Source organism: Pseudoalteromonas 'SMAR' (assembly GCF_048515945.1).
Taxonomy (GTDB): domain Bacteria; phylum Pseudomonadota; class Gammaproteobacteria; order Enterobacterales; family Alteromonadaceae; genus Pseudoalteromonas.
In genome coordinates, this window is the sequence record NZ_JBLWMW010000011.1 from 1 (window position 1) to 19,182 (window position 19,182).

Sequence of the window (19,182 nt, forward strand, 5' to 3'; positions counted from 1 at the left end):
GTATCATTCCTCTTTTGTATATTCTAGTGAAATGACACAGATTTCTAAACACTACTTTACCGTCACATCCCCATGTTTACCTTGTCTTTTGGTGTAGGAATGCTAGCAGCTAACCTTATAAAAGCATTCACTTAAAGCAAAGCAATAATACAAAAAATCTTTCTCGGCCGAGCATGTAAACCACCCTGTTTGTCCGCTCTCAGCCCTAAAATTTGTAATAGCTAATGCATCTGGGTTCTCATCATTGCATTTTGTTGTTTTGTCACTTAGCATAATCAACATATTTGTACCCATTATGATTTTTTGCGTGCTCTTAGGTAAGTACGCGCAACTCAATCATCATACTGAAAGTGGAATTATGGAAAAATCAAAAAATAAATATACTGCTGGTTGCTTGGTGCTAGTTACTCTAGGCACGTTATTGAGCACGCAAAAACCACCATTTTATTTAGATATCATTATTTTAACTATCGCGGTAGTGTTTGGTCTAATTGGCTACAACAAAGGCGAAAAATAAACTTTCTACTAGTAATAACAAAAAACCAGAAAGTGGCTCACAGAGCTTGGGCTTAAAAGCGCAGCCTTTTTGGTCATATTTATCCCACTTTCGGCATTACATAAGTAAGGAACAATTATGAAAATTGGAATTTTATCAATCGCCTTAATGGTCATGGCAAACTCTGCTCTAGCGGATTGTAAAGTGGCCCTGCAAAAAAGGTTAGAAAAAGACTTAGACCTTAGCTACCAGCAGTTTGATCAAACAAAAGATAGCGGTTTTAGGTTGCTAGAACAGTCTGGTTGCTATGCTGAAGCTGCTACTTTGATAAAAAGTTACATTGCTCACAATAACTCAAAAGAAAGCTCATTGACTTGGCACTTGGCTCAAATGGAAGGGTTAGCGGGAAATTATCAACAAGCGATTTTTCAGGCAAAAAAAGTACTGAAGCCAAACGAAAACTTAAGTGAGTTTCCAATGTATTGGAATGACTTTGTGTTAGGAAACATTGCTTTTTGGTCAAAAGATAAAGGCATGCTAAAAAAGCACATGGCTAATATTGAACAAGGAGTGAGCTTTAAACCTAACCAGATCAATTTAAATTACCTGAATCTACTCCTTAAAAATTTCAACTCAAGCTATTTGCAGCATTAAAGGGACGTGATGCTTAACAATCAATTAGGTTAAAGGCACAAGAAAGTGGTTTTTCTAAACCTTATTGAGGTGTAAGGCGTGAGAAACTAGAAATGAAATAGTAAAGCTCATAAATCACCTGTTGGTAGCTAAAAACACAGTAAAAGCATCCTTTGCATGGGGTTTAAGCTTGCCAATAGCTTGGCTCTGTTTAACAATGCTACTTCTAGATTAAAATCATCATTAAACTCGAGCGTTGCAAAGTCGCCTCTGCGATGAGCTCAGTAGTAGTGATTGATTTATTTTTTATATTTCTGTTTTTAAAGGTTAACTTGTTTAATGTGTGAGCTATTAGGGATGTCAGCAAACGTCCCCACCGATATTTGTTTTAGCTTTTCTGGCTTGTTAGAGCGAGGTGGCAACACCGGTCCCCATAAAGATGGCTGGGGGATCACTTTTTATGAAGGCAAAGGTTGTCGTACCTTTAAAGATCCTGAGCCCAGTTGTCAATCTGAAATCGCTAAATTGGTTAAGGCGTATCCCATTAAAAGCGTGTCGGTGATAAGCCACATTCGCCAGGGCAATCGTGGCCGCACCTGCCTAGAGAACACCCACCCATTTACACGTGAGCTGTGGGGACGTGAAATTACCTATGCTCACAATGGCCAGCTTTCTGATTACAAAGACCTTAAAACCGATTTTTATCGCCCCGTAGGTAAGACCGATAGCGAGCTGGCGTTTTGTTGGATTTTAGATAAGGTGAGAGAAAAGTACCCAAGCCGACCAAAAAATATGGTCTCGGTGTTTCGCTATATTGCTAAGCTTGCCCATACCCTACGTGCCAAAGGGGTGTTTAATATGCTGATCACCGATGGTATTTATGTGCTTGCTTACTGCACCAATAACCTACATTGGATCACCAGACGTGCGCCTTTTGGTAAGGCAACGTTAATCGATGCCGATATGGTGGTGGATTTTCAGCAGGAAACAACGCCAGATGATGTGGTTACCGTCATCGCTACTCGGCCACTGACCAACGACGAGCAATGGCAAAAGCTCGAGCCCGGTGAGTTTGCCTTGTTTAAATTAGGTGAAAAAGTATAACGTCATTACCATGACAAGGCTGCTTAGCCAATCACAACCTTGTCATTAATTGTTATTTAGCTGTGGTTTTGGCGCCCGGCTGATAGTGTTTAAGTTCAATTTGAAACTGCTCCATGCCATCTTTGCCCTTAAACATTTTCACCAGCATATGATTATATTCAGGGGCAAACCAAGCAATGGCCTGACGATCACTGTCGTCATATAGACGTTTCACCTTTATGGTGTTGATATTGCCAAAAGGCAGAGTGATCATCTCTTCACCAACCACGGCAAAGTCATAACTGCGTTGATTGCCTTTTTTATCAATAATGGGGTAGCTGAACTTACGCTTGCCAGCCATTAAGTCATGCCTTAACTGCACCTGATAGCTTAAATGATCTTGTTGCTGAGCTAACCACTTTACATCTAAAGGGTACTTTTGTTGGTTGGAATGTATGGTTTTATCTTCGCGATTAAACTTAACGCGATAATCTTTGTCAGGACCTGTGCCCTCACGCTTCATACTGTAGTGGAGCGGTTGTACTTGGTTATTGTGCACTTCAAAAAGTGACTCTTCGGTGCGTACGTCGGAGAAAATCATCCACTCAATGTCGCTTTTATAGCGAACGGTGTAGGTGTTTTCAGCGACTTTACTCAACTGTCGAGTGGCTTCGCCATGGACTTCGCCTTTACGTGAGACTTGATATTCAGCGTAATACTCGCTTAAAGGAGTCGCGATTGCTGAGCAGGAAAGAAGAGCGCTAATACCAACTAGCACAGCGCTCATTTTTTTATAGTTCTGGGTACGGCGCGCCTTCAAGTGGTAAGGTTTTGTTATCAAAAACAGCATAATCTGCTTCCATTTTTAGTCTTTGTTCACTGAACCATTTGACCACCAAAGGATAGAGTTTGTGTTCTTGCATATGCACACGTTTTGCTAGCGACTCTGCCGTATCGTCAGGGAGGATTGGTACTCTGGCTTGGCATACCACAGGACCGCCGTCTAACTCCTCTGTAACAAAGTGAACGCTAACACCATGTTCGGCATCGTTGGCATCGATGGCTCTTTGGTGGGTGTTCAGCCCTTGATACTTAGGCAACAAAGAAGGGTGAATGTTCAACATTTTTCCCTTAAATTTTTGCACTAAGCTAGGAGTTAGAATACGCATAAATCCAGCTAATACAACTAAATCCGGCGTAAAGTCTGAGATCAGTTGACCAAGCGCAACATCGTACTCTTCTCGACTTGCAAACTGCTTATGGTCAAGCACTTGGGTCGCTATCCCCGCATGTTTTGCTCGAGTTAAGCCATAAGCATCCGCTTTATTACTGATCACCGCAGCCACTTCGGCATTAATGTAACCCGACTGGCAAGCATCAATAATTGCTTGCAGGTTAGAGCCGCTGCCAGAAATCAGTACCACTAGGCGAGTTGGTGCCATTACTTGGCACCACCTACGATCTCTACTTGCTCTTCACCACTGACGGCAGCTTGAATTTCACCAATGTGCCAAGCGTTTTCGCCTTGCGCTTGGAGAATTTCTAAGCTTTGCTCAAGCTTGTCTGCAGGTACCACCAACACCATACCAACACCACAGTTAAAGGTGCGATACATTTCGTGGGTAGCAATGTTGCCGTTTTCTTGTAGCCAGTTGAAAATGGCTGGCCATTGCCAGCTGTCGCCTTTAATAACGGCTTTGGCTGATTCTGGTAATACGCGCGGAATGTTTTCCCAAAAGCCACCACCAGTGATGTGCGACAGGGCGTGTACATCCACTTCTTTTAATAACGCTAAAATTTGTTTTACGTAAATGCGGGTTGGCTCAAGTAAATGCTCGCCAAGGGTTTTACCTTCAAATTGTGCATTTGTATCAGCACCAGACACCTCAAGCACTTTACGGATCAATGAATAGCCATTGGAGTGCGGGCCGCTAGAACCTAGCGCGATAAGTTGATCGCCTGTCGCAACTTTACTGCCATCAATGATTTTTGATTTCTCTACTACGCCCGTGCAAAAACCAGCCATGTCATAGTCATCGCCTTCATACATGCCAGGCATTTCTGCTGTTTCACCACCGATAAGTGCACAGCCAGACAGTTCACAGCCTTTACCAATACCCGTTACAACATCTGCAGCAACATCTACATCAAGCTTGCCTGTGGCGTAGTAATCAAGGAAAAATAGGGGTTCAGCACCTTGCACGATAAGATCGTTTACACACATGGCAACTAGGTCGATACCGACGGTATCGTGTTTTTTCAAATCGATTGCCAAACGCAGTTTGGTCCCCACGCCATCAGTGCCGGCAACCAAAACAGGCTCTTTATATCCAGTTGGAAGTTCACATAGGGCACCAAAACCACCGATGCCACCCATTACTTCTGGACGACGAGTTTTCTTTACTACGCCTTTAATTCTGTCGACAAGTGCGTTGCCCGCATCAATATCAACGCCAGCGTCTTTATAACTAAGAGACTGTTTTTGTTCGCTCACAGGTTTTCCTCTAAAAGTTGCTAGATAGATTTGCTTAGAAACGCCGATATTTTACAACAATTGCTCCCTAGCGGCTAGCGACTTTGCAACAAAGAGCTGGGTTATTGGTCATTAGTCCTCGATTTTACTGCCAAGATAAGTTAGGCGGCAGTGTATACATTACCGTGGGCGCTGTTGAGGTAGATCAAAGTCGCCGTCGCAGTTAGGCGTAGTATGAATTTGCGACCTGGCCAAGCGCTGTTTAGGTTAGGTCGATTTGCTATCACTTAACTCGACTTGATGGACGAATAAAATGAACATTGAACGCCATAGCCTAGCTAAAGAACTGCCAGAATTTAAAAATCAAATTCATGAACTGAAAATGTCAGATAACCACTTCTCAAAGTTGTTTAAAGATTACCACGATATTGATAATGCCGTCATTCGCATTGAAGATGGGGTGGAACACGCTTCCGATGAGCACTTAGAGTCATTGAAAAAACAACGTTTGTGGTTGAAAGATCAGTTATATAGCCTGCTAAAAGCAGCAAAGTAACACTGAGCGGCTAGGGAACTTAGTTGCTAAGCTCCTAGTTGATTAATACCTCGGAAGCTGCTCTGGTTCTACTTTAACGTACAGAGACTCAGATTTTTAACTATACTCAAAGCATCATTCACCTTTACAGTACCGCTTTGATCGCATTATTACTTGTCATAGCGGGTTGCGTCATCATGCTACTCGCTTTTAAACCCGCAGCGAATATTTGCCGCTTAACTGCCTCAGCCGGGTGGCGATTGTTGCTGATATTAATGACGCTGTTTGTCATCGGCTACGCCAGTTTTGCGCTGTTGTTGTACCAAAGCGGCGCGGCGAGCGTTGCCGAGCAGGGTTTAAGTCTGATTTTATTCCTCGGCTCCATTTTTGTTTACGTTGTTAATCAGCTGAGTTTAACCAGCCTCTATGAGCTTAACGAATCGGTCACCTTAGCCAAGTACAATGCCGAACATGACTTTTTAACCGACCTGGAAAACCGCCAGCGCTGTATTTTGGCAATTAACGAACATATTCGCCAGCAGCGTGACTTTAGTATATTACTGGTAGACCTCAATAACTTTAAGCAGATAAACGACACCAAAGGGCACTTTTTTGGTGATAAATTATTGATTTCACTTGCTGAGCGCATGACTGCGGCGCTATTACCAGGCAATCAACTGTATCGCATTGGTGGTGACGAGTTTATCATTGTGTTACATGCCCCAGACGTAAATGGCATTTATGCGCAAAATAATGCCCTGCTCAGTGAGCTGCACAGCGGTATAGACGTAGAGGGCGTAACATTGGATATCACTTATAGCGCCGGCGCCAGTTTGTGTTTACAACAGCAGCAACAAGATGTTTTTGAGCTGTTAAAACAAGCCGACATAGCCATGTACTCAGCCAAACACAGTGCCCAGAGTATTGTGATCTTTGATGAAGAGCTACACGAGGGCATGGAAGCCGAGTTTCAGCTACTGGCGGATCTGAAAGTAGCCCTGTCAAGGGGCGAACTTACCTTGCATTATCAACCCATTATAGCCAGCCAAAATGGCGATATTTATGGTGTTGAAGCCTTACTTCGTTGGCCACAAAGCGACGGCAGTATGCTGTTGCCTGAGCAGTTTATCGCCGTGGCTGAGAAAAATAACTTAACTCGGCAATTAAGTGCTTGGGTGATCAACCGCGTATTTCAAGACTTAGCAATTTTACTGGAATGCGTGCCGAGCCTTAGCTTGCACGTTAATTTATCGAGCCAAGGCATTGCTGAGCAAAACCTAATTAATATGTTGGCGATGCAACTTGATAATCATCAGGTGGATGCCAATTGCATTGTTTTCGAACTCACAGAAAGTACCGTGATGGAAGAGGCACACCAAGCCCGCAGCTTAATAGAGACGCTCATTGATATGGGTTTTAGAGTGAGCATTGATGACTTTGGTACCGGCTTTTCCTCTTTTTCTATTTTAAAAGCATTGCCCATTTCGCAAATAAAAATTGATGGCTCTTTTGTGCGTCAGAGCCATCAAAACGAAAAAGATCAGGCAATCGTAGAAACCAGCATGTTTTTGGCGAAAAAACTCGGTTGCAGTATCGTGGCTGTCGGGGTAGAAAGCGACGCTTGCTTGCGCTACCTAAACCAACTTGACTGCCCCTTGGTACAGGGCTTTCACATTTGCGAGCCACTCAGCTTATCGGAAACGGTGCAGTGGATGAACTCGCAAAAAATGGTCAAAGGGGCGATGAAGCGCCTCGATGGTTAAAAAGTTAACCGCGGCTTCGGTGGCTGAAAACCATACATGGATTCAAAACCCGGTATTTGGGTTTCCCAAATTGGGGTTCCTTCGCCAATGTAATCGCGAAAGGCATCGAGGAACAAACGCGTTCTTACCGGCAAGTCTCGGTGGGGATAAAGTGCGTACATGGCAGCGTAATCAACTAACTTAACATCCGTCAGTAGGGGCTGGAGTAACCCCTGCTGAATTTCTTTGCCGACCAGAAAAGCCGGTACCACAATATAACAGGTACCAGATAGCACGCTTTCTAATAAACTGTCGCCATCATTGGTGCGGAAAATGCTTTTTACGGCCACTTGCTGCTCAACATCGTGCTCATCGAGGTAGGTAATACTAGTAAAGCGTAATGCATCACTGGCGTAGGTCGCCGCAGGAAGCTGACTGAGCTCCTCGATGGTGGTAGGGGTACCATGGTTTTGTAAAAAGCTAGGGCTGGCTAAGATCAACAAGCGGTTGCGTGCTATCTTGCGGGCTATAAGCGATGAATCCTTTGGCTCACCAACGCGAAAGGCCAGATCGAACCCTTCACTAATGACATCCACTAAGCGGTCTTCAAGTCTCAGTTCCACTTCGACATGGGGAAAGCGTTTTTGAAAGGCGTTGAGCACCGGTTGTACATAGCGGCGACCCACCACAGTGGAGCTGGCTATTTTCAGCAGGCCTTTGGGCTCGGTGTGGTAGTTTTGCGCAATACGCTGAGTATCATTTAACAGCAGCCGTAACTCTTGTGCCTTTTTTACCATTTCAGCACCGGCTGAAGTCAATGAAAAGGAGCGGGTAGTGCGGTTCATTAAACGTACCCCCAACTCATCTTCGAGCTTGGTCATTTGCTTGGAAATCACCGAGCGATCAATATTACGAAGCTGCGCCGCACTGGCAAATGAGCCACGCTCGACGACGTCCAAAAATATTAATAAACGGCTGCTAATGTCCATAAAATGTCTAAGCTGTACTAAACTGATGCCATTGTGACACTAAACAAATGAGATTGCGAGGGTGATATTTGCATTAATGCTATTGTAGCAATATGCTAACGGTGGTTTAATAAATCACATCAGTTTAGAGCTGGTGAACAAATTTTACAGTGAAACAAAAGGCAAAACATGAAAGCAGTGCAGTTCAATCGCAGCAATGGTATTTCGTTTCAGCAAGCTGAAATCGCTTCGCCTCAGCTTAATGACGATCATGTTTTAGTGAAAGTTGAGCAAGTAGGTCTTAGCTTCATTGATGCCAAAATTGCCAACAACCATGATATCGATGTGCCCGATAAGGTGTTTGGTGTCGACGCCGTCGGTCGGGTGGAAAAGTCTTGTAAAACAGGGTTTCCTGAGCGTGGCTCTCGGGTGTTTTGGCATGGTGATATCAGCTCAGCGGGCGTTATGAGCGAATACGTGTCAGTACCAAGTCATGCACTTACGGTGCTGCCGCCAAAGGTCGACACTGCCATGGCAGCAGCGACCTTAGCGCCGGCTATGTCTGCCTTCATTGCCTTATTCAAGTTACAACTGAATAGCGGTGATACCATCATGGTGGAGTCAGCTCATCTGCCTGTTGGACAAATGGCACTGCAATTTGCAAAGCAACAAGGCATTACCGTGGTTGCCAGCACCACACCGGAGCAACAGAAATTAGTGCGCTCACTCGGAGCTGACGCGGTATACACCGCTGCTGAGTTCAGCGGTTTGGCCGACTTTTTATCGCAACAGCTGGGTATTCGGGAGTTGGATGGCGTTATCGATTTAACTGCTCAGCATACCGAGGCACTGATAAACCAGCTCGTTTTTTGCGGCCGAGTCAGCTGTGTCGGTGGGCTGCCAAGCATTCAACAAACCACGTTAATGGCCAAGGCCCCGAACATCGGCATCGTCTCGCTCTGTGGCAGTTGGCTTTCCAATAGTATTTGTGCCCAGCAACGCATGGCATTTGTTGGCGATGCATTAGCTGAAAAGCTATCGCAGGGTGAGATCACCTTACCTAACCACAGTAAAATTCAACCCAACCATACGGAACTGGTAACGGCCCTAGCGCAGCTTGCTCAGCCTGACAACGATCGTTTCTTTTCCGTATCACTCAAATTCTAGCTCCATTCCCGCCCAACCATAGAAGAGCTCAACAATCTTGGTTCTGAGGTGCGTTCAAGCGATATAAATTGAAACACTTTTTGACACTTTCTAATTGCTAAAGCGCCTATAATGGCGGCGTTTATTCATGGTTAGTTAAAGCGCTAACCAGCAGAATCAACGCCATCATTACCTGAATACACAGTAATGGTGTGTTTTTGGCACCAATATGTTGCTAATTGATATGTTTATTTGCACGGGTCAAATTGGATAGACTTGTGTCTAAGGTTTAATAAGGATTAAACGATGAAAAAGTTACTAGTTATTTTCAGTTTTTTGCTTTTTTCGGGCTTAGCCGTAGCGCAACAGACGCCTTATGCATTGATTAACCAAGTGGGTGAGCAACTATTTGCTGATATCAAAACGGTCAATAGCCAAGGCAAAGCAACCGAATCACAAATGAAAGGGATCGTGCGCAGTCGTTTGATGCCGCATATTGACGTTAAGTTTGTGTCTTTCAAATTACTGGGTAAACACATTAAAGGTTTAAAGCGCAGTGAAGCCGTGGATTTTATCAGTGCCGTAGATGAGTATCTGGTGGCCACCTATGCCAATGCCCTATTGCAGTACAAGGGGCAGGAAGTGTTGTTTGAAGAACTTCCGCTGTCTTCTGATTCCGACTTTGCCACGGTTAAAGTGTTGATAAAAGAGCCGTCAGGTCCTGACATCGACATGCATTTTAAGTTTAGACAGAGCAAAAATGGTGATTGGAAAGTCTACGATATGGTTGCTGAGGGCATTTCATTACTCAGTGCCAAGCAAAAAGAAATCACCATGCGAATTTCTGAAGTGGGTCTTGCTAAGGTAACTCAAGAGTTAAAAAGCAAAGCCTAATTGACTAGTTTACTTCCCCCGACTTTGAAGTAACCAAAAGAGCACATCAATGATTGAGTGCTCTTTTTTTTTTGCTCACTGAAATTAAGCAAGTATTTACGCGGATTGCGATTATACTTGGTTGACCAGCGGCTGACCTTGCTCGGCAGCGGCGAGGTTTTCACAGGTTACCGTAGCGATTTGCTTTAACGCTTCTTTGGTAAAAAAGCCCTGATGTCCCGTAATCAAGACATTGGGAAAGCTGACTAAGCGAGAAAAGACATCGTCTTGGATAATTTCTTCACTGCGGTTTTTAAAAAACAACTCAGATTCTTGCTCGTATACATCCAAGCCTAAATACCCCAGTTGTTTTGATTTTAAGGCGTTAATGCAGGCTTTACTGTCTAATAACGCGCCACGGCTGGTGTTAATGAGCATGGCACCCGGCTTCATTTGGGCAAAGGCATCCGCGTCGATAATATGATGAGTGTGTTCGTTTAAGGGGCAGTGCAGGCTGATGACATCCGCTTGTGCTAGCAGGATCTCAAGCGAAACTAAGGTATAGGGGCCTTCGCCAATATTTGGGTCGTACACTAGCACGTTGGCACCAAAGCCATTGAGGATACGCACCAACGCTTGACCAATTTTACCACAGCCTATGATCCCCACCGTTTTGTTATGCAGGTTGAAGCCTAACAAGCCATTTAAGTCAAAATTATCTTCACGAACACGGTTGTAGGCTTTGTGGGTTTTTCGGCTCAAGGTTAGCATCAAAGCAATACAATGCTCCGCTACGGCTTCTGGGCTATAGGCGGGTACTCGAACCACGGCAATTCCGTGCTGCTGTGCCGCTTTAATATCAACATTATTAAAGCCGGCACAACGCAACGCGATGGTGTTTACTGATAGTTTGGCAAGCTCAGCAATCACCTTGGCATTGACATCGTCGTTAACAAAGACACACACGGCATCAAAGCCTTGGCACAGTTGTACGGTGTTTTCGTTGAGCGACTCGGCAATAAAGCTAAACTCTAAAGCGGCAACCTCTTGCGCCGCCTGTTGGAAAAAGGGCACTTCATAATTTTGCGAGCTGAATAGGGCGATTTTCATTACTTAAATGACTCTCTATCACAGGTTTTAACGTTTCTGGTTTGGTTCTAGGTGCATAACGTGATACTAACATGCCCTCAGAGTTTATTAGAAACTTAGTGAAATTCCACTTTATTGCTCGGTTTTGGGCTATCCCACGAGTGTGTGATTTGAGGTAGTTAAACAATGGGTGCGCGTCGGGGCCATTAACTTGGGTTTTAGTGGCTATTTTAAAACTCAGGTTAAAATGGCTATTGTAAAATTCGTTAAGCATTTCATCTTCCAGTGGCTCGTTACGACCAAATTGATTGCATGGAAATGCGAGGATCTCAAAGCCGAAGGGGTGGTACTTTTGATACAGCTTTTCTAATGCTGATAACTGGGGTGCAAAACTACATTTACTGGCAATATTAACGATTAAAATAGGTTTGCCTGCTAAAGATTGCAATGGCAAAACCTGACCGTCGATGAGTTGTGCACTAAAACGATAAATATTTTCCATCCTTTCAGGCTCCGTGTGTCATATTCATAATATTCGAGAACCAAGCCATGTTTTTCATTTGCTATGATTGCTAGGCTCGGGTATAAAAACTCCATTCTTAATAAGATAACAAGCAAATAGGACAGTTTTATGTCAATCAAAGTCGCATTTTTAGGTTTAGGGGTTATGGGCTACCCAATGGCAGGCCATTTACACCAGGCTGGCCATCACGTAACCGTGTATAACCGCACTAAAGCAAAAGCCCAGCAGTGGCTAAAAGAGTACTCTGGGAAACTGGCAACAACGCCAAAAGAGGCGGTGGCTGACTGTGACTTTGTGTTTATGTGTGTTGGCAACGATGATGACTTGCGCTCAGTGGTGTATGGCGAGCAAGGCGTTCTGGCAGGCATTAAAGCTGGTGCAATTTTGGTTGATCACACCACTACGTCGGCCAAAGTGGCGCGTGAAATTCATCAGCGCGCAAAGGCGTCATCGGTTAATTTTATTGATGCTCCCGTGTCTGGAGGCCAGGCTGGTGCTGAAAATGGCGTGCTTACGGTTATGGCTGGTGGTGAGCAAGAAGCCTTCGCCAAAGCGCAACCCGTGATGGCCGCTTATTCTCAGTTTAACCAACTTTTAGGTGAGGTTGGCTCGGGTCAGTTATGTAAAATGGTCAACCAAATTTGCATAGCAGGGGTGGTGCAGGGCCTGGCTGAAGGCTTACACTTTGCCAAAAACGCCGGTCTAGATGGCGAAAAAGTCATTGAAACCATTGCTAAAGGTGCGGCAGGCTCGTGGCAAATGGAAAACCGCCACAAAACCATGCTGGCAGGGGAATACGAGTTTGGTTTTGCGGTGGACTGGATGCGTAAAGATTTAGGGATCGCATTGGATGAAGCGCGCGCTAATGGCTCAAATTTGGCCCTGACGGCGATGGTGGACCAATACTATGCTGATGTGCAAGCCTTAGGTGGAAACCGTTATGACACGTCTAGCCTATTGGCAAGGCTAGACGCCATCCATGATAAAAAAAGGTAATTTTAACCTAGAGGTTAGGTTGCTACGTTAACAATATAGGTTTCATATAGCGCTGGTAAATGTTGCAGGATAGTCTCTTTCCCTGCAACATCGCTGCGTTCTAGCGTGGTGGCAATGGCCGCTATGCTTTGCTCTGGCGCCAATGAGTCGGCAACCGCGCGATGACTAATATGCCACGGCTCTGCGGCTACGCCACCGCGGTAACGATCATAGGGGCGGTAAAAGCCAAAGTCAGCTAAATGTTCATTTAACCAGTCATTAAACTCGGCCAAATAGCCGCCAGCTTCATACTCCCAAGGCTCAAGTTGCAAGCGCTGTCCTGCGGGAATAAGGTTGCGAGCGTAGACATCAAGGTCACTACCAAAATGATGGCGGCTGCCTCCTGGTAGCGCCGAGAACAGCATAATGGCGTGAACTTTCTCTAACTCAGAAAGCGCACTGAGGTCCACTTGCTGCTGAGCTTGGTCATATACCGCTCGGTGGCCATGAAACTTGTTGTTCCAAATGGCTTTTTGGCGCCAAAAGCTGCGGTACGCTGAGGCAATAGCAAAATCAAAACCTGCTGCCTTCGCGGCACTGCTGAGGGCACTAAGATCAGCAACAATATGCCGATGAACGTACTGTTTGGTAAATGCAACGAGCGCTGACTCGTTGACACCACAGGCGATACATGCGGATGTTGAAAGGGCATAATTAGCCAAGAAGCTGCTCCAAAATCCGTTCATAAATAAGCGCTAACTGCTCTAGGTCGTCACAACTGACGCACTCATCTACTTGATGAATAGTGGCATTGATTGGGCCTAACTCAATCACCTTACACCCGGTTTGTGCAATAAAGCGACCATCAGAGGTGCCACCGGATGTTTCTGGAGTACAAGTTACTCCGGTGACGTCTTTGATTGCTTCAAGGGTGACGTCGAGTAACGGTCCCGGCTCGGTTAAAAAGGGCTGACCATTGACTATCCAATCTAGCTCATAACACAGCTGATGTTGGTTAAGGATATCCACCACGAATTGTTGCAGCTGCTCGGCGGTCACCTCGGTGCTAAAGCGGAAATTAAACTGGATTTCGAGCTCGCCAGGAATAACATTACCAGCGCCAGTGCCACCATTAATGTTTGACACTTGAAAACTGGTTGCCGGGAAAAACGCATTGCCCTCATCCCAATGAGTTTGACTGAGCTCGGCCAAAGCCGGTGCAGCAAGATGGATGGGGTTGATTGCTAGGTGCGGATAGGCAACATGGCCTTGTTTGCCTAATACTTTTAAATGGCCAGTTAACGAGCCTCGGCGGCCATTTTTGACCACGTCACCGAGTTTATCACGGGAAGAAGGTTCACCCACTAAGCACATATCAATCTTTTCGTGTCGCGCTTCGAGGAGATCTACCACCTTAGTGGTGCCATTAATAAACGGCCCTTCTTCATCTGACGTGATTAAAAAAGAGAGAGAGCCCTTGTGATCTGGATGCTTTTGTATAAAACGCTCTGTGGCAACCACCATGGCAGCCAGTGAGCCTTTCATGTCGGCAGCACCACGACCGTGTAGCATACCGTCTTTTACGGTGGCGGCAAAAGGCGGGTGCTGCCACCGAGCAGTATCACCTACCGGCACAACGTCGGTGTGACCAGCAAAACAAAAATGCGGCCCTTGAGTCCCTTTACGTGCCCACGTATTGAGGGTATCAACAAAAAAATGCTCTTCAATGGTAAAGCCTAAGCGGCTTAAGCGTTCATTGATCAGGGCTTGGCAACCGGCATCTTCAGGGGTGATGGAAGCGCGCTGGATTAATGCCTGAGCTAACGCGATGACCTCACTCATGACGCCAATATCTCATCGTATTGTGGCGCTTTATAGCCCAAGTGATATTGGCCTTGATGACATAAAATAGGCCGCTTTATCATTGCTGGAGCTGCTAACATATGCGCTTTTGCCGTGTCGGCGTTGAGGTTTTGTTTGTCTTCGTCAGACAGCGCACGGTAGGTTGTACCGCGCTTATTGAGGACATTTTCCCAGCCGAGTTGATCAATAAAGGTTTGCAATAATTCGGCATCTAAACCGTCTTTGCGATAGTCGTGAAAAGTAAACTCAATATTGTGTTGTTGTAGGTGTTTTTTGGCTTTTTTAATGGTATCGCAGTTGCTGATCCCGTACATAATTGTGGTCATAAAGCACATGCCCTTGCTATGGTAATTATCGGCTCTTTCGCCGCAGTGACTTGTTTTAATGGATAATAACATGCTCCCAGTTTTTGTGCATTGAGCAGCACTATGGCACCTATGCATTTGGCCTCTTGCAGTGGCACATCATAAAAACACAAGGGCTCAGCTAGGCGTACTTGAGTTTTGCCAAAACTGTTGGCTTTAAGTAACTCGGGTTTGGTGAACTCACTGCTTAATGCCAAACTCAGAAGCATTTTTAAGCCATTATTGGCGGTGATAAGGTATTCGCAGCTGTCTTTTCTAATCTGCTCAATGGCGCCATTACAGGGTGACAGCAGCAGTGGCACATTCATCTTAACACACACGCCAGTGCCTAACATGCCAGCCGCAATGGCCGCATTAGGGTGTGCTGCCAGCGGTAATACTTTTCCCGAAAACGGGCTTGGAATGTGCGCAATAGGGTTAGCTATTTGCGTAATTGGACGATAGTTGATGGGCGGACTTAGGGCTATCAAAGTAGTAAATATCCATCTTTTTTAAGGGCATTCATGGCGGCTTGTATTTGGCTTTGTTTAACCAAAATATAGTCCGTGTCATAGGTCGACAAGGTAAAAATAGAGACGTTGGCTTTAGCCAATACTCCGGAAATATTTGCCATGATCCCAGTTAAAGAAAAGCCCAGTGGCCCGAGTACTTCAAGTGCTCGCCAGTGGCTTTCTGCAGCCAAACTATCGACACTGATGTCAGAGCTACAGACGATTGACAGCTCGTCTGCGGTTTTCGCTATAAAGTACAGTTTGCTGTTCAATACGGCCTGCGGAACTGTGGCATCACAATCCAAGCTGTGAATAGTAAACTCTTGTTCTAGCAGTTGTAATGTTTGCTTTGACATCGCTATCCCTTTTTAAAACCAGCTAAAATTTTCATTATCTATTCGGCTGTTTAGCTTAATTATAGTATAGCGAAGTGGGGGTAAAGACCAGCGAAAATCAAGGGCAATTAGTGCTATGGCAGCGGTGACTTAAGCCAGGCAACGACCCTGCCTGGCTTCAACGATTTACTCAACGATTTGAGTGGCTTGAATTGCGGTTAAGGCAATGGTGTAGACAATATCATCCACTAACGCGCCACGACTTAAGTCATTTACAGGTTTCCTCATGCCTTGCAGCATAGGGCCGATACTGATCAACTCGGCGCTGCGTTGCACGGCTTTGTATGTGGTATTACCAGTGTTGAGATCTGGGAAGACAAATACGGTGGCTTTACCTGCCACTTTGCTGTTTGGTGCCTTTTTGCGGGCAACGTTTTCCATGATTGCGGCGTCGTATTGCAATGGACCATCAATGTCTAAGTCAGGGCGCTTTTGCTGCGCAATTTCGGTGGCGGCTCGCACTTTTTCTACATCGGCGCCTTGCCCCGAAGTACCCGTACTGTAGCTTATCATGGCTACTCGCGGCTCAATGCCAAACGCCGCCGCTGAGTCGGCCGACTGAATGGCAATATCCGCCAGTTGCTCCGCCGTTGGGTCTGGGTTAATAGCACAGTCGCCATAGACTAACACCTGATCAGGCAATAGCATGAAAAACACAGAACTCACTAACGAAGCGCCTGGTGCGGTTTTGATCAACTGCAAAGGAGGGCGAATGGTATTAGCGGTGGTGTTTACGGCACCTGAAACCAGGCCGTCCACCTGGCCTTGCGCCAGCATCATAGTGCCTAAGACCACATTGTCTTGTAATTGCTCTTCGGCAACCACTTCGGTTAAGCCTTTGCCTTTTCGCAACTCCACCATAGGCGCGATGTATTTATTCACTTCCTGTTGTGGCGATAAAATAGTGACGTTTTCATTGAGCTCAACCCCTTGCTGTGCAGCGATCCGCTCGATTTCTTCGCGATCACCTAACAATACGGTTTTGGCGATGTTACGTTCACCACAAATGGCCGCCGCTTTAATGGTCCGTGGCTCGTTGCCCTCAGGTAAAACAATGGTTTTTTGTGCTTTACGAGCCAGATCCGTTAACAAGAAGCGAAACGCTGGCGGCGATAATTTACGCGTTTTCGCCACGCCTTGCGCGAGCGTTTCTAACCATTCACCGTCGATGTGTGAGGCGTTGTGTAGCTTGACTTTCTCTATGCGCTGCTCATCGTCACTTGGCACTTCCATATTAAAGTTATGCAGTAATAATGAGGTGCGCCAGGTATCGGCATCGGTGGCAAGGATTGGTAAGCCGGTGGCCATGGCTTGCTCACATAAAGTCATGATTTTTTCTTCTGGGCGGAAGCCGCCGGTGAGCAAAATGGCACCAATTTTAGTGCCGTTCATGGCGGATAAGCAGGCTGCAACGAGAATATCCGAGCGATCCCCTGGAGTCACTAATAAAGCACCCGGGGTGAAGTGGTTAAGAATGTTTGACACCGTGCGAGCACAGAAGGTAACGCGACGGAGGCGACGATGCTCCATGTCACCAGCATTAATCACTTCGGCTTTCAGATAATTGCTAAGATCGATGACTCGTGGCGCAACCAGGTCAAAATCCCAAGGAATTGAGCCCAGTAATTGAAACGGATGCTTTCTAAAAATAGGCAATGAAGCCAAGCGGTTCAGTTCGTTATCCAGTTCGTCGGCGTTGTATTGATCCACCAAGTCGGCGCGCGCGCGGCCATCTTCATCCAGCGGAGCGTTAACTTTGTTGAAAATGCAGCCCAACACTCGTGGGTGATCCACGCCACCATAGTTGCCTGCAGCGATTTCCAAACGGTCTTCGATTTCATCGATGGAGTCGTTACCTGGAGTTAAAACGAAGACGATCTCGGCGCCCAGCGTTTGCGCTATTTCTCGATTGACCCGTCCAGCGTACGGTTGCCTTCTGGTTGGCACCATGCCTTCAATAATGGCCACTTCGTCCGCTTGCACGGCACTTTCAAAGCGTTCAACAATCTCTTCTAATAAATCGTCGCCTTTACCATCGCCGATCATTTGCTCGGCATAACTTAAATCGAATGGAGTCGGTGGCGCAATAGGAGAGCCATGTTGCACAATCAGAGTGGATTTTTCTGGGCCTAAGTCATCTTTGCGTGGTTGCGCAATGGGTTTGAAAAAGTTGACTTTGACTGCTTTTTGTTCCAAAGCCCGAACAATACCGACCGACACCGAGGTTAAGCCAACACCGGTAGATATTGGGATCAGCATAATACGACGACCCATGATTAAGCTCCTGTTGCTAGTTTCGCTGCGTCATCGGCGATGACCCATTCTTCATTGGTGGGCACCACCATAGCGAGGGGGCTGTGTGCGGCATCGGTGATAATGCCTTGAGCGCCAAAACGAGCAGCAAGGTTCGCTTCTTGATTAATTTCCATACCTAGATAACTGAGGTAAGTCACCACCTTGGCGCGGATGACATCTGAGTTTTCGCCAATTCCACCGGTAAACACCAGAGCATCTAGACCACGCAATGGTACTAAGAAGCTGGCAATTTGCTTTGCTAGGCGATAACAGAAAATATCCAGTGCCAACTTGGCTTGCGGATGCTCTTTTTGTGCCGCTTCTTCAATGGTGCGACAATCGTTAGACAAACCACTTATTCCCAATAAGCCACTTTGCTTGTTTAATAAAGTGTCGATTTGCTGCGCCGAATAGTTCAACTGGTGGACTAAAAAGGAAAACAAGCCAGGATCGATATCGCCACTTCGAGTGCCCATTACCAAGCCCTCAAGTGGTGTTAGGCCCATACTGGTATCGATGGATTGACCATCTTTGATGGCAGCCACTGAGCAGCCGTTGCCCAAATGCGCGGTAATAATGCGTGAAGGCTTGTCTTTCAGGCCTAAAATTTCAATCGCCTGGGCCGATACATAGGCATGACTGGTGCCATGAAAACCATATCGGCGCACACCATGGTCTTGGTATAACGAGTAAGGCAGTGCATATAAGTAGGCAATTTGATCCATACTTTGGTGAAAGGCCGTATCAAAGACTGCAACTTGAGGTAGATGGGCAAATGCTTTTTGTGCCGCTTCGATGCCAAGTAAATTGGCGGGATTGTGCAACGGGGCCAAACTAGACGTTTCTTGGATAGCCTCGATTACAGACTGGTCGATTAAAACGGAGTGAGTAAAGCGTTCGCCACCATGCACTACGCGGTGACCAACAGCGACTAGGTTAGCGTCAAGAGCGAGGTCTTTGATGAGTTTAACTAGGGTCGCAATAGCGACTTGGTGGGCATCGCCGCTGTTAAGCGGAATAACGCTTTTGGTGCCTTGGTACTTGTATTTAATTTGTGGTACTTGGTCGGCGAGGCGCTCGGCGAGGCCAGATAAAACTTGTTCGCCGGTTTCACTATCGATGATGGCGAATTTGAGACTTGAACTACCACAATTTAGAACCAAAACATGCTGAGATGACATAATGACTTTCCGTTTTGACAATTACAGTTATTGCGTATTAAGCTTAAAGCTATAGC

At 45.9% G+C, this 19,182-nt stretch carries 21 protein-coding genes; 8 read left to right on the forward strand and 13 right to left on the reverse strand.

Going from position 1 to position 19,182, the window contains the following annotated elements; translation table 11 throughout:
* Positions 1 to 358 precede the first annotated feature (358 nt).
* From ACNKW2_RS06675 to ACNKW2_RS06685, 3 genes are all read left to right on the forward strand, one after another.
* Entirely contained in the window at positions 359 to 517 is a 159-nt protein-coding gene (locus ACNKW2_RS06675) for a hypothetical protein (RefSeq protein WP_419147857.1), read from the forward strand.
* A 117-nt stretch (positions 518 to 634) separates the two neighbouring features.
* Positions 635 to 1,150 (forward strand): hypothetical protein, encoded by a 516-nt coding sequence (locus ACNKW2_RS06680; protein WP_419147858.1) that lies wholly within the window; start codon positions 635 to 637, stop codon positions 1,148 to 1,150.
* A gap of 318 nt (positions 1,151 to 1,468) precedes the next feature.
* Positions 1,469 to 2,233 carry a class II glutamine amidotransferase gene (locus ACNKW2_RS06685; RefSeq protein ID WP_419147859.1) on the forward strand — a complete coding sequence of 255 codons (765 nt, stop codon included), beginning with the start codon at positions 1,469 to 1,471 and terminating at the stop codon, positions 2,231 to 2,233.
* A gap of 52 nt (positions 2,234 to 2,285) precedes the next feature.
* On the opposite strand, the gene ACNKW2_RS06690 is transcribed toward ACNKW2_RS06685, so the two are convergent.
* The 3 genes from ACNKW2_RS06690 to purM are packed head-to-tail and all read right to left on the reverse strand — an operon-like array spanning position 2,286 to position 4,706.
* On the reverse strand, positions 2,286 to 2,990 hold the full coding sequence (locus tag ACNKW2_RS06690) for a DUF3108 domain-containing protein (protein ID WP_419147934.1): 705 nt from the start codon (positions 2,988 to 2,990) through the stop codon (positions 2,286 to 2,288).
* A gap of 13 nt (positions 2,991 to 3,003) precedes the next feature.
* Positions 3,004 to 3,654, reverse strand: a complete 651-nt coding sequence (purN, locus tag ACNKW2_RS06695; RefSeq protein WP_419147860.1) for a phosphoribosylglycinamide formyltransferase — start codon at positions 3,652 to 3,654, stop codon at positions 3,004 to 3,006.
* Entirely contained in the window at positions 3,654 to 4,706 is a 1,053-nt protein-coding gene (gene purM / locus ACNKW2_RS06700; RefSeq protein WP_419147861.1) for a phosphoribosylformylglycinamidine cyclo-ligase, read from the reverse strand. The genes purN and purM overlap by 1 nt, the downstream gene beginning before the upstream one ends.
* 292 nt (positions 4,707 to 4,998) lie before the next feature.
* Between purM and ACNKW2_RS06705 the strand changes: the two genes are divergently transcribed.
* Both ACNKW2_RS06705 and ACNKW2_RS06710 read left to right on the forward strand, forming a co-directional pair.
* The gene (locus ACNKW2_RS06705) at positions 4,999 to 5,241 is read left to right on the forward strand and encodes an HP1242/YdcH family protein (RefSeq protein ID WP_336565972.1); all 243 of its coding nucleotides are present in this window, start codon (positions 4,999 to 5,001) and stop codon (positions 5,239 to 5,241) included.
* A 176-nt stretch (positions 5,242 to 5,417) separates the two neighbouring features.
* On the forward strand, positions 5,418 to 6,983 hold the full coding sequence (locus ACNKW2_RS06710; protein ID WP_419147862.1) for a putative bifunctional diguanylate cyclase/phosphodiesterase: 1,566 nt from the start codon (positions 5,418 to 5,420) through the stop codon (positions 6,981 to 6,983).
* Here ACNKW2_RS06710 and ACNKW2_RS06715 read toward each other — a convergent pair.
* Positions 6,980 to 7,951 carry a LysR family transcriptional regulator gene (locus ACNKW2_RS06715; RefSeq protein ID WP_419147863.1) on the reverse strand — a complete coding sequence of 324 codons (972 nt, stop codon included), beginning with the start codon at positions 7,949 to 7,951 and terminating at the stop codon, positions 6,980 to 6,982. The two genes, ACNKW2_RS06710 and ACNKW2_RS06715, sit on opposite strands and share 4 nt — an antisense overlap.
* A gap of 168 nt (positions 7,952 to 8,119) precedes the next feature.
* Here ACNKW2_RS06715 and ACNKW2_RS06720 point away from each other — a divergent pair, with 168 nt between their 5' ends.
* Positions 8,120 to 9,097 carry a zinc-binding dehydrogenase gene (locus ACNKW2_RS06720; RefSeq protein ID WP_419147864.1) on the forward strand — a complete coding sequence of 326 codons (978 nt, stop codon included), beginning with the start codon at positions 8,120 to 8,122 and terminating at the stop codon, positions 9,095 to 9,097.
* Between the two features lie 285 nt (positions 9,098 to 9,382).
* The gene (locus ACNKW2_RS06725; RefSeq protein WP_419147865.1) at positions 9,383 to 9,970 is read left to right on the forward strand and encodes an MlaC/ttg2D family ABC transporter substrate-binding protein; all 588 of its coding nucleotides are present in this window, start codon (positions 9,383 to 9,385) and stop codon (positions 9,968 to 9,970) included.
* Positions 9,971 to 10,081: 111 nt separating this feature from the next.
* On the opposite strand, the gene ACNKW2_RS06730 is transcribed toward ACNKW2_RS06725, so the two are convergent.
* Together ACNKW2_RS06730 and ACNKW2_RS06735 are read right to left on the reverse strand one after the other, a co-directional pair.
* Positions 10,082 to 11,059: a 2-hydroxyacid dehydrogenase gene (locus ACNKW2_RS06730; protein WP_419147866.1), complete on the reverse strand. Its 978-nt coding sequence runs from the start codon at positions 11,057 to 11,059 to the stop codon at positions 10,082 to 10,084.
* On the reverse strand, positions 11,025 to 11,540 hold the full coding sequence (locus ACNKW2_RS06735) for a glutathione peroxidase (RefSeq protein ID WP_419147867.1): 516 nt from the start codon (positions 11,538 to 11,540) through the stop codon (positions 11,025 to 11,027). The genes ACNKW2_RS06730 and ACNKW2_RS06735 overlap by 35 nt, the downstream gene beginning before the upstream one ends.
* A 129-nt stretch (positions 11,541 to 11,669) precedes the next feature.
* Between ACNKW2_RS06735 and ACNKW2_RS06740 the strand changes: the two genes are divergently transcribed.
* Positions 11,670 to 12,557 carry an NAD(P)-dependent oxidoreductase gene (locus ACNKW2_RS06740; RefSeq protein WP_419147868.1) on the forward strand — a complete coding sequence of 296 codons (888 nt, stop codon included), beginning with the start codon at positions 11,670 to 11,672 and terminating at the stop codon, positions 12,555 to 12,557.
* A 14-nt stretch (positions 12,558 to 12,571) separates the two neighbouring features.
* On the opposite strand, the gene ACNKW2_RS06745 is transcribed toward ACNKW2_RS06740, so the two are convergent.
* From ACNKW2_RS06745 to ACNKW2_RS06775, 7 genes are all read right to left on the reverse strand, one after another.
* A complete protein-coding gene (locus ACNKW2_RS06745; protein WP_336565984.1) occupies positions 12,572 to 13,258 on the reverse strand; it encodes a M15 family metallopeptidase in 687 nt (228 codons plus the stop codon).
* On the reverse strand, positions 13,251 to 14,378 hold the full coding sequence (gene dapE, locus ACNKW2_RS06750) for a succinyl-diaminopimelate desuccinylase (RefSeq protein WP_419147869.1): 1,128 nt from the start codon (positions 14,376 to 14,378) through the stop codon (positions 13,251 to 13,253). Before dapE ends, ACNKW2_RS06745 begins: the two co-directional genes overlap by 8 nt.
* The gene (locus ACNKW2_RS06755) at positions 14,375 to 14,725 is read right to left on the reverse strand and encodes an ArsC family reductase (RefSeq protein ID WP_419147870.1); all 351 of its coding nucleotides are present in this window, start codon (positions 14,723 to 14,725) and stop codon (positions 14,375 to 14,377) included. The genes dapE and ACNKW2_RS06755 overlap by 4 nt, the downstream gene beginning before the upstream one ends.
* Complete coding sequence (locus ACNKW2_RS06760) at positions 14,722 to 15,234, reverse strand: PTS glucose transporter subunit IIA (RefSeq protein ID WP_419147871.1); 513 nt, start codon at positions 15,232 to 15,234, stop codon at positions 14,722 to 14,724. The genes ACNKW2_RS06755 and ACNKW2_RS06760 overlap by 4 nt, the downstream gene beginning before the upstream one ends.
* Complete coding sequence (locus ACNKW2_RS06765) at positions 15,231 to 15,611, reverse strand: ACT domain-containing protein (protein ID WP_419147872.1); 381 nt, start codon at positions 15,609 to 15,611, stop codon at positions 15,231 to 15,233. Before ACNKW2_RS06765 ends, ACNKW2_RS06760 begins: the two co-directional genes overlap by 4 nt.
* A gap of 165 nt (positions 15,612 to 15,776) precedes the next feature.
* A complete protein-coding gene (gene pta / locus ACNKW2_RS06770) occupies positions 15,777 to 17,924 on the reverse strand; it encodes a phosphate acetyltransferase (RefSeq protein WP_419147873.1) in 2,148 nt (715 codons plus the stop codon).
* Between the two features lie 2 nt (positions 17,925 to 17,926).
* Positions 17,927 to 19,126, reverse strand: a complete 1,200-nt coding sequence (locus tag ACNKW2_RS06775) for an acetate kinase (RefSeq protein ID WP_419147874.1) — start codon at positions 19,124 to 19,126, stop codon at positions 17,927 to 17,929.
* Positions 19,127 to 19,182 lie beyond the last annotated feature (56 nt).